Annotated in this window: 14 protein-coding genes; 9 read left to right on the top strand and 5 right to left on the bottom strand. The window is 67.7% G+C overall.

The features are described from left to right. Positions 1-729: 729 nt before the first annotated feature. Positions 730-2,751, bottom strand: coding sequence for a chromosomal replication initiator protein DnaA (dnaA, locus tag ACIBNA_RS09180; RefSeq protein WP_399164580.1), 2,022 nt, complete (start codon positions 2,749-2,751; stop codon positions 730-732). 372 nt (positions 2,752-3,123) lie between these two features. Here dnaA and rpmH point away from each other — a divergent pair, with 372 nt between their 5' ends. The 9 genes from rpmH (at position 3,124) to ACIBNA_RS09135 (ending at position 10,086) form a co-directional block, all read left to right on the top strand. After that, a complete protein-coding gene (gene rpmH / locus ACIBNA_RS09175; RefSeq protein WP_003956500.1) occupies positions 3,124-3,261 on the top strand; it encodes a 50S ribosomal protein L34 in 138 nt (45 codons plus the stop codon). Positions 3,262-3,282: 21 nt separating this feature from the next. Beyond that, positions 3,283-3,654 (top strand): ribonuclease P protein component, encoded by a 372-nt coding sequence (gene rnpA, locus ACIBNA_RS09170; protein ID WP_399164579.1) that lies wholly within the window; start codon positions 3,283-3,285, stop codon positions 3,652-3,654. Continuing rightward, positions 3,651-4,025 carry a membrane protein insertion efficiency factor YidD gene (gene yidD, locus ACIBNA_RS09165; protein ID WP_399164578.1) on the top strand — a complete coding sequence of 125 codons (375 nt, stop codon included), beginning with the start codon at positions 3,651-3,653 and terminating at the stop codon, positions 4,023-4,025. Before rnpA ends, yidD begins: the two co-directional genes overlap by 4 nt. A 3-nt stretch (positions 4,026-4,028) precedes the next feature. Further along, positions 4,029-5,303 (top strand): membrane protein insertase YidC, encoded by a 1,275-nt coding sequence (gene yidC, locus ACIBNA_RS09160; protein ID WP_399164577.1) that lies wholly within the window; start codon positions 4,029-4,031, stop codon positions 5,301-5,303. Positions 5,304-5,318: 15 nt separating this feature from the next. Then, positions 5,319-5,831, top strand: a complete 513-nt coding sequence (locus ACIBNA_RS09155; protein WP_010032717.1) for a R3H domain-containing nucleic acid-binding protein — start codon at positions 5,319-5,321, stop codon at positions 5,829-5,831. Between the two features lie 125 nt (positions 5,832-5,956). Continuing rightward, a complete protein-coding gene (gene rsmG, locus ACIBNA_RS09150; protein ID WP_274817610.1) occupies positions 5,957-6,673 on the top strand; it encodes a 16S rRNA (guanine(527)-N(7))-methyltransferase RsmG in 717 nt (238 codons plus the stop codon). Positions 6,674-6,976: 303 nt separating this feature from the next. Next, entirely contained in the window at positions 6,977-8,053 is a 1,077-nt protein-coding gene (locus ACIBNA_RS09145) for a ParA family protein (RefSeq protein ID WP_078945117.1), read from the top strand. Further along, positions 8,050-9,150, top strand: a complete 1,101-nt coding sequence (locus tag ACIBNA_RS09140; RefSeq protein WP_399164576.1) for a ParB/RepB/Spo0J family partition protein — start codon at positions 8,050-8,052, stop codon at positions 9,148-9,150. The genes ACIBNA_RS09145 and ACIBNA_RS09140 overlap by 4 nt, the downstream gene beginning before the upstream one ends. A gap of 318 nt (positions 9,151-9,468) precedes the next feature. Beyond that, complete coding sequence (locus tag ACIBNA_RS09135; protein WP_399164575.1) at positions 9,469-10,086, top strand: GNAT family N-acetyltransferase; 618 nt, start codon at positions 9,469-9,471, stop codon at positions 10,084-10,086. A 93-nt stretch (positions 10,087-10,179) separates the two neighbouring features. Here the strand turns inward: ACIBNA_RS09135 and trxA are convergent, their stop codons facing one another. The 4 genes from trxA to sigM form a co-directional block, all read right to left on the bottom strand. Next, positions 10,180-10,512, bottom strand: coding sequence for a thioredoxin (gene trxA / locus ACIBNA_RS09130; RefSeq protein ID WP_010032728.1), 333 nt, complete (start codon positions 10,510-10,512; stop codon positions 10,180-10,182). 47 nt (positions 10,513-10,559) lie between these two features. Next, on the bottom strand, positions 10,560-11,528 hold the full coding sequence (gene trxB / locus ACIBNA_RS09125; protein WP_399164574.1) for a thioredoxin-disulfide reductase: 969 nt from the start codon (positions 11,526-11,528) through the stop codon (positions 10,560-10,562). Between the two features lie 167 nt (positions 11,529-11,695). Beyond that, the gene (locus ACIBNA_RS09120; RefSeq protein WP_399164573.1) at positions 11,696-12,619 is read right to left on the bottom strand and encodes an anti-sigma factor family protein; all 924 of its coding nucleotides are present in this window, start codon (positions 12,617-12,619) and stop codon (positions 11,696-11,698) included. Then, the gene (gene sigM / locus ACIBNA_RS09115; RefSeq protein WP_399164572.1) at positions 12,616-13,341 is read right to left on the bottom strand and encodes an RNA polymerase sigma factor SigM; all 726 of its coding nucleotides are present in this window, start codon (positions 13,339-13,341) and stop codon (positions 12,616-12,618) included. Before sigM ends, ACIBNA_RS09120 begins: the two co-directional genes overlap by 4 nt. Position 13,342 lies beyond the last annotated feature (1 nt).

Below are 13,342 nucleotides of genomic sequence, written 5' to 3'. Positions count from 1 at the left end.
TCTCGGGGTCAAGTCGTGACGAGGGGCGGTCGGGCGCCGGAGGGCGAGTTGTGCACAGGGCCCGCTTCGAAACGAATTCCCAGCTCTCTCTAGTCGGGAGTAGTAGTAGGGCCTGTGGATACCGTGGATAACCCCGTTTGCCCAGCTCAGAGCGGGAATTTTGTCCACCGGTCCTGTGGGTGACGGCAGTGGACAACCAGAGGTTTCTGTGGAGAACGGAAAGTTCTGCACACCCCGTGCACAGGGTGAGGCGAGTTCTCCCCAGTGCCGTCCCCAGGTTTACCCACCTTTCCCACAGCCCAACCCGGCACCTTCGTGTGACGCCTTTCACTCGACGCGGTGATGAGGCGCGTCGCGTTGCCGAACAGTGGACAGCGATGTGGAGAAACTGGGGATCGCTGGGGACAACCGGCCCCAGCCTGTGGGTTGCCGGTGGACAACTCGATGCACAGCCTGTGGACGCTCTCGTTGTCCACAGCCTGTGGAGATCGTTCGTCCACGAATCCACACGCAGGTGACCTGGTCTGATGGTCCTTCAACAGAGACCTCTGTGGACACAGTCTGGACAACTTCACAGTCCCCAGGGTGTGGACGGGAGAAAGTCGCCGAATCTGTGGAGAGGGGCCGTAACCCGGCAGGTAATTCGAACAGCCGGTGGCCGCGACATGACGAAGGGCGCCCCCGGAAATCCGCTCCAGGGGCGCCCTCGGCGTCGTACGGCCGGCGCTGTCAGCCGTTCTTGATGCGGTTGGTCAGCTCGGTGACCTGGTTGTAGATCGAGCGGCGCTCGGCCATCAGATTGCGGATCTTGCGGTCCGCGTGCATGACCGTCGTGTGGTCGCGGCCGCCGAACAGTGCGCCGATCTTCGGCAGTGACAGGTCCGTGAGCTCGCGGCACAGGTACATGGCGATCTGCCGGGCGGTGACGAGGGCGCGGCCGCGCGAGGTGCCGCACAGGTCCTCGACGGTCAGCCCGAAGTAGTCCGCCGTCGCGCCCATGATGGCCGTGGACGTGATCTCGGGGGCCGAGTCCTCGCCGCCGGGGATCAGGTCCTTGAGGACGATCTCCGTCAGGCCCAGGTCCACCGGCTGCCGGTTGAGCGAGGCGAACGCCGTGACCCGGATCAGCGCGCCCTCCAGCTCGCGGATGTTGCGCGAGATCCGGGACGCGATGAACTCCAGCACCTCCGGCGGTGCGTTCAGCTGCTCCTGCACCGCCTTCTTGCGGAGGATCGCGATCCGCGTCTCCAGCTCGGGCGGCTGCACGTCGGTGATCAGACCCCACTCGAAACGGTTCCGCAGCCGGTCCTCCAGCGTCACCAGCTGCTTGGGCGGCCGGTCGGAGGACAGCACGATCTGCTTGTTGGCGTTGTGGAGGGTGTTGAAGGTGTGGAAGAACTCCTCCTGCGTCGACTCCTTGTCCGCCAGGAACTGGATGTCGTCGACGAGCAGGATGTCCATCTCGCGGTAGCGCTTGCGGAAGCTGTCGCCCTTGCCGTCGCGGATGGAGTTGATGAACTCGTTGGTGAACTCCTCCGAGCTCACGTACCGCACCCGCGTGCCCGGGTAGAGGCTGCGCGCGTAGTGCCCGATCGCGTGCAGCAGGTGCGTCTTGCCGAGCCCGGACTCCCCGTAGATGAACAACGGGTTGTACGCCTTCGCCGGTGCCTCGGCGACGGCGACCGCGGCGGCGTGCGCGAAGCGGTTGGAGGCGCCGATGACGAACGTGTCGAAGAGGTACTTCGGGTTCAGACGCGCGGTGGGCTCGCCCGGGCCGGTTGCCGGCGCGGGTTGCGCGGCCAGCGGGCCGGGCGCACCGGTCGTGGGCAGGTTCGGGCCGACGGGGCCGCCGCGGTGCACGTGCCCCGAGCCGGCCGGCGGCTCGGGCAGCTCCCGGCGGACCGGGTCGCGCTGGTCGTAGTCGGGGCGTGACGTGTCGTAGTCGGAGCGCGGCGACTCGTAGGAGGCGCGCTCCATGGACTGCGGGCGGTAGTCCTGGGACGGGGAGCCGTAGGCGTCCTGGGGGGACGAGCCGTACGAATCCTGCGAACCGCGCGATCCATACGAGTCCTGCGACCCATGTGATCTGTGTGATCCCTGCGTTCCGTACGAGTCCTGCGACGACCCATGGGATCCGTACGAGTCCTGGGTGCCGTAGGTGTCCTGGTTCGGTGACGCGTACGGGTCACGCTCGGGGAAGCCGAGGCGCTGTTGCTGCCAGCTGTACTCGTCCTGCGCCGGCCGCGGCCAGGAGCCGGGCTCGGGGCGCTGGTACTCGGAGGGGTACGCGGGACGCGCGGTGGGAAGTTGATCTCCGCGCGCAGGCGGCGGCTGGTCGCCGGCCGTTCCCGGCAGATGGTCGGCGCGGTGACGGCCGTACCCCTCATAACCGTCGCGGTCCTGGCGCGCGGCCGGCAGCTCGGGCTCCTCGTAACGCGACTGGGGACGGGCCGGGGGCGCCGGCGTGGGTTCGCCCGCGGAGTCGTCGACGGTGATCGCGATCCGGATCGGGCGGCCGCACTCGCGGCTCAGGGTCTCGCTGACGACGGGCGCCAGGCGGCCCTCGAGTACGCCCTTCGCGAATTCGTTCGGTACGGCGAGCAGGGCGGTGTCCGCGACCAGCGCGAGCGGCTGACAGCGCCGGATCCAGTGCTCGTCCTTCGCCTCGACACCCTGGCCGCGGCCCTCCCCGAGGAGCTGCTCCAATACGCGTGGCCACACTGCGGCAAGATCGGCAGGTACGTCAGCCACAGGGCACGCTCTCTCACAGGTCCCACGAACGTGTGGTTCTGGGACGGCTCGGGATGTAAATCGGGTGGGGCAGGGATAAGGGAACGAATCGGAGTTCCGTCACGGTAGTCAGGGCGGTGGCTGCGGTTCAAGTTGTTGTCCCCAGCCTGTGGACAAGTGTCTCCGGGCCGCTGCTGGTTTGACCGGATGGCGTAGCCGCGCGTACCGTAACCAGGTCGAGTTGTCGATGGCTGCTGCCGCCTGCCTCCGATGGGCACAGATCATTTGGGTGATCGGTAAGCGGTGCACTCGGGCGTAACCGCGAGCTACTCGTGGGCGCACGGTGACAGCCAGGACGGCACCCCGCAACTACCGATTTTCTGGAGCCCCCGAGTGAGCAAGCGCACCTTCCAGCCGAACAACCGTCGTCGCGCGAAGACCCACGGCTTCCGGCTGCGTATGCGCACCCGTGCCGGCCGCGCGATTCTCGCGTCCCGCCGTAGCAAGGGTCGCGCCCGTCTGTCCGCCTGATCCCGGTCAGGTCATGACATCGTGCTGCCCACCCAGAACCGGCTGAGGCGGCGCGAGGACTTCGCGACCGCGGTACGGCGAGGACGCCGGGCAGGACGCCCGTACCTCGTCGTCCACCTTCGAAGCGGTGCCACGGACCCGCATGCGCCTGGGGAGAGCGCTCCCCCGACGCGTGCGGGTTTCGTCGTGAGCAAAGCCGTGGGCGGTGCGGTCGTACGCAACAAAGTGAAGCGCAGGCTTCGCCACCTGATGCGCGACCGAGTCGCCCAGCTGCCCCCCGGTAGCCTGGTAGTGGTACGAGCGCTGCCCGGTGCGGGCGACGCCGACCATGCACAGCTGGCCCGAGACCTGGATGCCGCCCTCCAGCGGCTGCTGGGAGGGGGCGCGCGATGAAGTACCCGCTGCTTGCTCTGATCAAGCTCTACCAGTGGACGATCAGTCCGCTGCTCGGGCCGGTCTGCAAGTACTACCCGTCGTGCTCCCACTACGGCTTCACGGCCATCGACCGGCACGGTGCCATCAAGGGAACGGCACTCACGGCCTGGCGCATCCTTCGCTGCAATCCGTGGTCGCTGGGCGGTGTGGACCATGTCCCGCCGCGCAAGCGCCCGCGGTGGCACGAAATGCTGCGTAACGCGTGGCGTGCACGCAAGGGCGGGCCCTCCGTCGCCGTCCCGGCCACCGAGGGACAGACTTCTCCCACAAGTCGGACCAGTCCTTCGAGCCCGGCCGCAGAGACACCGTCCCATGCCCAAGGAGCATGATTAGTGGACACGATTGCCAGCCTCTTCAGCTTCATCACCACACCCGTCTCCTGGGTCATCGTCCAGTTCCACTCGGTGTACGGCGCCCTCTTCGGGCCTGACACCGGGTGGGCCTGGGGCCTGTCGATCGTGTCCCTGGTGATCCTGATCCGTATCTGCCTGATCCCGCTCTTCGTGAAGCAGATCAAGGCGACCCGGGCCATGCAGACGCTCCAGCCCGAGATGAAGAAGATCCAGGAGCGCTACAAGAACGACAAGCAGCGTCAGTCCGAAGAGATGATGAAGCTGTACAAGGACACGGGTACAAACCCGCTGTCCTCGTGCCTTCCCATCCTGGCGCAGTCCCCGTTCTTCTTCGCCCTGTACCACGTGCTGAACAGCATCGCGTCGAACGACACCATCGGCGTGATCAACACCAGCCTTCTGGAGAGCGCGCAGAAGGCACACATCGTCGGTGCGCCGCTCGCGGTGAAGTTCACCGACAGCTCGTCGAAGGTGGAAGCACTCGGTGCCTCCCTCACCGACGTCCGCGTGGTCACCGCCGTCATGATCGTCCTGATGTCGGCGTCGCAGTTCTTCACGCAGCGCCAGCTGATGACGAAGAACATCGACACCACGGTGAAGACGCCGTTCATGCAGCAGCAGAAGATGCTGATGTACGTCTTCCCGATCATGTTCGCCGTCTTCGGCATCAACTTCCCCGTCGGTGTCCTCGTCTACTGGCTGACCACCAACGTGTGGACCATGGGCCAGCAGATGTACGTCATCCACAACAACCCGACCCCGGGTTCCAAGGCCCAGGCCGCGTACCTGGAGCGCCTGCACAAGCACGTCACGCAGCACAGCAAGGTCAGCCGGCGCCGTGACAAGGTCATCGTCAAGGCGATCGTCGCCAAGGGACGCGACCGCAACGAGTTCGAGCGCAAGTTCATCAACGGCCTGAGCAAGGCCGGCCTCGTCGCCCAGGCCGACGGCACCGTGATCAAGAGCGACACCGTAGCCGCCGTCGAAGCCGAGGACGGTACGCCGACCACCGGTATGGCGAAGCGCCAGCAGCCCAAGCGGCAGACCAAGGCTCAGCGGCAGTCCGGTGCAGCGAAGGCGGCTGGTGAGTCCGAGCCGAAGACGTCACTCACCAAGTCCGACGAGCCCGAGGACGCCAAGCCCGCCGCCGCTGCCAAGAAGGGCGGCGCGAAGCCCGCCGGCGGTACCCGCAGCAAGGCCCAGTCCGGACAGCGCAAGGGTCCGCAGCGGCCCAAGTCCCCGTCCAAGAAGTAAGAAGGAGTCCATCCCGTGACGGAAGGCACCACCTCCGCCGCTGCCGAGGGTGCAGACACCCTGACCCGCCTGGAGCAGGAGGGCGAGATCGCGGCGGACTACCTGGAGGGTCTGCTCGACATCGCCGACCTCGACGGCGACATCGACATGGACGTCGAGGCCGACCGTGCCTCTGTCTCGATCATCAGCGACACGGGCAGCCGCGACCTGCAGAAGCTGGTCGGCCGTGACGGTGAGGTGCTGGAGGCGCTCCAGGAGCTCACCCGTCTGGCCGTGCACCGGGAGACCGGTGACCGCAGCCGTCTGATGCTCGACATCGCGGGATACCGCGCCCGGAAGCGCTCCGAGCTGTCCGAGCTGGGCGCCAAGGCCGCCGCCGAGGCCAAGAGCAGCGGTGAGGCCGTGAAGCTGAAGCCGATGACGCCGTTCGAGCGCAAGGTCGTGCACGACGCGGTCAAGGCCGCGGGCCTGCGCAGCGAATCCGAGGGCGAGGAGCCGCAGCGCTTCGTCGTCGTGCTTCCCGCCTGATCGGCCCCTACGCTCCCCGGCCCCGTCTGTTGCGCAGGCGGGGCCGAACTTTGTCAGCCTGATAGTTCTGGTGGTTCTGGTGTCGGCGCTCGGTGCGCTGACGCGGTACGGAAGGACGGTCCCCCGTGACGGAGGCAGCGGAGCTTCCCCCCGCGCCCGAGCAGGCGCGCGAGGTGTTCGGTGATCGCTTCGCGGATGCGGTGCGGTATGCCGAGCTGCTCGCTGAGACGGGCGTGCAGCGCGGTCTCATCGGCCCGCGTGAAGTGCCCCGCCTGTGGGAGCGGCACCTGCTGAACTGCGCGGTGCTCTCGGAGGTCGTGCCCGAGGGCGTGACGGTGTGCGATGTCGGCTCGGGCGCCGGCCTCCCCGGCATTCCGCTGGCACTGGTCCGGGAGGACCTGAAGATCACGCTGCTGGAGCCTCTGCTGCGGCGTACGAACTTCCTCACCGAGGTCGTGGAACTGCTCGGCCTCGATCATGTGACCGTCGTGCGCGGCCGGGCCGAGGAGGTCATGGGGAAGATCCAGCCCGTCCACGTCGTGACGGCCCGAGCCGTCGCTCCCCTCGACCGCCTCGCCACGTGGGGCATCCCTCTGCTTCGGCCGTACGGGGAGATGCTCGCGCTCAAGGGCGACGCCGCCGAGGAGGAGCTGAAGAGCGCGTCGGCGGCCCTGAGCAAGCTGGGTGCGGTGGAGACGTCCATCCTGCATGTCGGTGAGGGCGTGGTGGACCCGATGTCCACGGTCGTACGGGTCGAGGTCGGGGAGAGCCCCGGAGGTGTGCGCTTCGCTGCGAAGCGTGCCAAGGCGGCTCGCACGGGGCGTGCCCGCCGACGACGCTGATCCATCCTGGGGACACTGATCCGGCCCGACGACGCTGATCCGTCCTGACGACGAGACGTACTCCACACAAGCTGCCAAACCTATGCATGCCGGAGTGTCGCGACAATCCGGCCCCGACTGCTGTGCATCGTGTTTCACGTGAAACGTCGCTCACTGCTGCACGGCATCATCAGTCGTGGCCGCGCTGCGGCCGAACCCCGCGACCGTAAGCCTCTCGGGTCACTCGATGAGGGAACTGAGTTGTCCACAGAGGTGGATTTCTCCACAGAACGGAAGGCCTCACTGGTTCACGACCCCGAAGACATGGGAGGCTCTGTTCATTGCGAGCCTGAAGTCGAGGAGAGTGAATCCTTGCGGTCCGACGCCAACATCGCGGGACCGATGACCGATCCGGTCCCCGGTCCCCGTACCGAGTCGATGGGGGCGGATGTTTCACGTGAAACACCGCCTCCGATGGACGACACTCCCATCGGTCGTGCTGCCCAATTGGCGGTGGAGGCTCTAGGCCGCGCCGGCGAGGGCCTGCCACGGCCCGAGCAGACCCGAATCATGGTGGTCGCCAACCAGAAGGGCGGTGTGGGCAAGACGACGACAACCGTCAACCTTGCCGCATCACTGGCCCTGCACGGTGGCCGGGTTCTGGTGGTCGACCTCGACCCACAGGGCAATGCGTCCACCGCGCTGGGCATTGACCATCACGCCGAAGTTCCGTCCATCTACGACGTGTTGGTGGAGAGTAAGCCGCTCTCCGAGGTCGTCCAGCCGGTCCCCGATGTTGAGGGCCTCTTCTGTGCCCCTGCCACGATCGATCTCGCCGGTGCGGAGATCGAGCTGGTGTCCCTGGTGGCACGGGAGAGCCGGCTGCAGCGCGCCATCCAGGCGTACGAGCAGCCGCTGGACTACATCCTCATCGACTGTCCGCCCTCGCTCGGCCTCCTGACGGTTAATGCGTTGGTGGCCGGCCAGGAGGTTCTGATCCCGATCCAGTGCGAGTACTACGCGCTGGAAGGCCTGGGTCAGTTGTTGCGTAACGTCGACCTGGTGCGGGGGCACCTCAACCCCGCCCTGCACGTGTCGACCATCCTGCTCACCATGTACGACGGCCGGACGCGCCTCGCGTCCCAGGTCGCGGAAGAGGTGCGCACCCACTTCGGCGACGAGGTGCTGCGGACGAGCATTCCCAGGTCCGTCCGTATCTCCGAGGCGCCGAGTTACGGGCAGACGGTCCTGACTTACGATCCTGGATCAAGTGGTGCCCTCTCTTACCTTGAGGCGGCACGAGAGATCGCGCTGAAGGGCGTTGGCATCAGCTATGACGCCACGCATGCCCACATCGGCGCACAGCAGAACGACCCGAGCATGGTGGAGGGCATTCAGTGAGCGAGCGACGGAGGGGGCTGGGCCGTGGTCTCGGCGCACTGATCCCTGCTGCGCCGACGGAGAAGTCGGTAGCCCAGGCTGCGGCGGGGAGCGCCGCTTCCTCATCCCCCGCAGCAGTGCCCGTGCTGCCGAACGACCGTGGGGTGGCCGCAGCGAAGGTGGCGACGCTGCCGACTGTTTCACGTGAAACAGAGGAGCCGGCGCAGCCCAGTGCTCCCGCCGCACCTGCCTCGCCCATCGGGGCGCACTTCGCCGAGATCCCCCTCGACTCCATCACGCCGAACCCGCGGCAGCCTCGTGAGGTCTTCGACGAGGACGCGCTGGCCGAGCTCATCACCTCCATCAAGGAAGTGGGGCTCCTCCAGCCGGTCGTCGTACGGCAGGTGGGTCCCGCCCACTACGAGCTCATCATGGGCGAGCGCCGCTGGCGGGCCTGTCGCGAGGCGGGGCTGGAGGCGATCCCGGCGATCGTCCGGGCCACGGAGGACGAGAAGCTCCTTCTGGACGCTCTGCTGGAGAACCTGCATCGTGCCCAGCTGAACCCGCTGGAAGAGGCAGCCGCCTACGACCAGTTGCTGCGGGACTTCAACTGCACGCACGACCAGCTGGCGGACCGCATCGGCCGATCCCGCCCGCAGGTCTCCAACACCCTGCGCCTGCTGAAGCTCTCGCCGGCGGTGCAGCGCCGGGTCGCCGCCGGAGTGCTCTCCGCCGGCCACGCGCGGGCCCTGCTGTCCGTCGAGGACTCGGAGGAGCAGGACAGGCTGGCCCACCGCATCGTGGCTGAGGGCCTGTCGGTGCGGGCCGTCGAGGAGATCGTGACCCTGATGGGTTCACGTCCCCAGAAGGCCCAGCGGCCCAAGGGCCCGCGCGCCGGTGCCCGTGTCTCTCCCGCGCTGTCCGAGCTCGCCACGCGACTCTCGGACCGCTTCGAGACGCGAGTGAAGGTCGATCTGGGCCAGAAGAAGGGCAAGATCACCGTCGAGTTCGCCTCGATGGAGGACCTTGAGCGGATCCTCGGCTCACTCGCTCCGGGCGAGGGACCGGTTCTGCAGAAGAGCCTCCTGGAGGACGACTCCGAGGAGAGCGAGTCCTGAGCCTCCGGCAGGAGCCTCTGTTGTGGATGACAGAGCGGGCCATGTCCGGTGTGTGCCGGAACGTGGCCCGCTCTTTCCTTTCTGGCGGTATCGATGGAATCGCATCGTGGATACGATGCGATCGGATACGGCGCAACCACCCGGCAGCACCTCTCAGAGGAAGGCAGGGGCCATGCGAACGATGAGCCGCACCGGACTGGTGAGCGCCGGTTTGGGGCTGGGGGCGGTCGGTGGGTTCATCGGCAGTCTCCTCAGGGAACGGAGCGCTCTGACAGCCGCCCGCGACGCGGCAGGCCAAGGAAGCGAGGAACAGCCTTCATGGGGCGCCGGCTCGTACCGCTCACGTTGGACAACCTTCAGGACCTTCCCAAGCGCTGTCGCTCGTGTGTCTTCTGGGAGCTTGACCCGGTCAGCGGTGAGGCCGCGGTAAAGACGGGCGAGTCCGCTCTGGAGAAGGAAGCCTGGATCTCGGCCGTTCTGCTGGACTGGGGATCCTGCGGTCGTGTCGTGTACGTCGACGATGTACCGGTGGGCTTCGTGCTCTACGCCCCTCCCGCCTATGTCCCGCGCGCCACGGCGTTCCCCACGAGTCCCGTCTCCCCCGACGCGGTTCAGCTGATGACCGCGTTCATCGTGCCGGGATACCAGGGGCAGGGGCTCGGCCGGGTGATGGTTCAGACGGTCGCCAAGGATCTGCTGCGGCGCGGGTTCAAGGCGATCGAGGCGTTCGGAGACGCGCGTTGGAAGGAACCGGCCTGTGTGTTGCCCGCCGACCATCTCCTGGCGGTGGGCTTCAAGACGGTCCGGCAGCACCCCACCTATCCCCGGCTGAGGCTGGAACTGCGGTCGACGCTTTCCTGGAAGGAAGACGTCGAGATGGCGCTGGACCGGCTCCTGGGAGCCGTACAGAAGGAGCCGGCACTGCGGCCGCTGTAGAGGAAGCAGTCAAACGAATGGGCCAACCCTTTCGGGTTGGCCCATTCGTGTTTCACGTGAAACACGCACCGTCGCTCAGACGGCTCCGCCGGTTCACTCGGCGATGAACTCCTCAAGGTCGCGAACGATCGCGGCCTTCGGCTTGGCGCCCACGATGGTCTTGGCGACCTCGCCACCCTGGTAGACGTTCAGGGTCGGGATGGACATGACGCCGTACTTGGCGGCCGTACCCGGGTTCTCGTCGATGTTCAGCTTGACGACCTCGATCTTGTCGCCGTACTCGGAGGCGATCGCCTCGAGGGACGGCGCGATCTGGCGGCACGGACCGCACCAGGCGGCCCAGAAGTCCACCAGGACGGGCTTGTCGCTCTTGAGGACGTCCTGCTCGAAGGAGTCGTCGGTCACATTCTTCAGGGTGCCGGCCACGGCGGGCTCCTTAACTGGTTGGTGCGTGGGGCGGGTAGGGAGAGGGGTCAGACAGCGGTCTTCTCGGGCTCGGGCTGCTCCTCGTCCGCGAGGGCGGCGAGGTAGCGCTCGGCGTCGAGAGCGGCGGAGCAGCCGGTCCCTGCTGCGGTGATCGCCTGACGGTAGGTGTGGTCGACCACGTCGCCGGCACCGAAGACACCGGTCAGGTTGGTGCGCGTCGACGGCGCGTCCACCTTCAGGTAGCCCTCGTCGTCCAGGTCGAGCTGCCCCTTGAAGAGCTCGGTGCGGGGGTCGTGGCCGATGGCGATGAAGAGACCGGTCACCGGCAGGTCCGAAAGCTCGCCGGTCTTGAGGTTGCGCAGCTTCAGGCCCGAGAGCTTCTGGTCGCCCTGGATCTCGGCGACCTCGCTGTCCCACACGAACGCGATCTTCGGGTCGGCGAAGGCGCGCTCCTGCATGGCCTTGGAGGCGCGCAGCGTGTCGCGGCGGTGGACGACGGTCACGGACTTGGCGAACCGCGAGAGGAAGGTGGCCTCCTCCATGGCGGTGTCGCCACCACCGATCACGGCGATGTCCTGGTCCTTGAAGAAGAACCCGTCACAGGTGGCGCACCAGGACACCCCACGGCCGGAGAGGGCGTCCTCGTTCGGCAGACCGAGCTTGCGGTGCTGCGAGCCGGTGGCGACGATGACGGCCTTGGCCCGGTGGACGGTACCGGACGTGTCCGTGACGGTCTTGATCTCACCGGTCAGGTCGACGTTGACGATGTCGTCCGGGATGAGCTCGGCCCCGAAGCGCTCCGCCTGGGCGCGCATGTTGTCCATGAGCTCGGGGCCCATGATGCCGTCCTGGAAGCCAGGGAAGTTCTCGACGTCGGTGGTGTTCATGAGCGCACCGCCGGCGGTGACGGCGCCCTCGAACGCCAGTGGCTTCAGCGACGCGCGCGCGGTGTAGAGCGCCGCCGTGTAGCCGGCGGGCCCGGAGCCGATGATGATCACGTTACGGACGTCGCTCACGGCTTGATTCCTCGTCTCTGGACTGCGTCGTTCGACCGGTGGGAGTTTCTCTTGGAACTCTCACCCCACCCAACGGATCCTAAGGGGCGCGCATTCCCGCTGTGTCCGGGCACACGGAGAAGCGGCCCTGTGCGGGGTACCGCGCAGGATGAAGAGGCGGACGTGTCTCAGGCGGACGGGTACGAGCGCTGAAGAAGGACCTTGCCCGCGGCGGTCGTCGCCGAGTGATCCACACAGGTCGCGTCGACGATGTAGGCGGTGACCCGAGTGGCGTCGGAAGCGTCGGGGAGCAACACCAGCATGGCCTTCTTCCCCTGATACCTGCCGTTCTCGACAGCGAGGGCCGTGTCCTTGCGTCCGATGCCGTCGCGGACGCAGCCGGGCACTGTGGGCTCCCTGAAGACCTGGTGATGGTTGCTACCGGGGGCGGTCTCCGCGCCGAAGGGGGTGCGGGAGCCGCCCTTCTCGCTCTGGTTCTCCGCCAGGAGATCGGTGACCTGCTTCTCGAGCTTGCCCTCGGAGAAGGTGTCAGCGGTGGTGGTCTGCTGTCCGCCCGCCGTGTCATGCGGGGGCTTGCCGTCGCCGAGTGACGACAGCAGGACGGAGCCCAGTCCCAGGGCGGCGACGGTGAAGACGGTCCCCAGAACGGCGATCCTCCGGCGCCCGTTCCGAGTGCGGCCCTTGCGGCCCGGGCCGGTGGTGGCAGAGCGGGGACGCCCGGCGGGCCGGTCGTCGGGCGTCGATGTTTCACGTGAAACATGCGCACCGCTGTCGTCCTCGGACGGGGAACGAGGAGCACTTACCGGTGTCTGGCTCGCTGCGGCCTCCGGCCCCGTGGCGTTCAGCAGGGCCTCGGCGGCGAGGGCGGCATCGATGCGGCCTGCGACATCGGCGGGCATGCGTGGCGGGCCCGGCAGCGTGCCGAGCAGCCCGCGGATCTCCTCCAGGGACGCGTAGACGTCCGCGCAGAGCTCGCACCCCTCCAGATGCCGGCGTACGTCGGTGCTCCGGGACGGTGGGAGGACGCCCTCGGCGAGGTCGGAGATCTCGGCGACGTCCGGGTGCCCGGCCATGTCTGTCGTCGACGTCACGCTCGTCCACCTCCGCCCTTCACTGCCGCTGGGTCGCTGGGTCCTGTGTCCGGTGGTTCCGCTCGGCGCGGTCCCGCTGCGGGTGGGACGGCTGGCCCTTGCGTCCGGTTCCGCTCTCCGCCCGGCTTCTTGCTCTCACCGCTGCTGTCCGGCCGTAGATGGGTCAGCAGCGGCAGGAGTCTGGCTCTGCCGCGCGCGCATCGGCTCTTCACCGTGCCGGTGGGCACGTCGAGGATGCGGGCCGCCTCCGCGACCGGGTAGCCCTGCATGTCCACCAGGACGAGCGCCGCTCGCTGGTCGGTCGGCAGGGTCCCCAGGGCTTCGATGAGCTGCCGGTGGAGATCGTTGCGCTCGGCGGGCGCCGAAGCCGACTCGTGCGGCTCCAGCAGCTGCTCCAGGCGCTCGGTGTCGTCGACGGGAGAGGTCTTGCGGGAGGCGACCTTGCGGGCGCGGTCCAGGCAGGCGTTCACCGTGATCCTGTGCAGCCACGTTGTGACGGCCGACTGGCCCCGGAAGGTGTGGGCGGCCCGGTAGGCGGAAACGAGGGCGTCCTGCACCGCGTCAGCGGCCTCCTCGCGGTCTCCGAGCGTCCGCAGGGCGACGGCCCAGAGGCGATCGCGGTGCCGCCGCACGATCTCACCGAAGGCGTCGGGGTCACCCTCGACGTGCCGGGCGAGGAGGTCCTGATCACTTACACCGCCGTGCTCGGCGCGGTCCGCCATC

It is taken from the genome of Streptomyces sp. NPDC050164 (assembly GCF_044459945.1).
Taxonomy (GTDB): Bacteria; Actinomycetota; Actinomycetes; order Streptomycetales; family Streptomycetaceae; genus Streptomyces; species Streptomyces coeruleorubidus_A.
The sequence above is the reverse complement of the archived record's forward strand: the minus strand, read 5'-3'. Positions and strand labels throughout refer to the sequence as shown.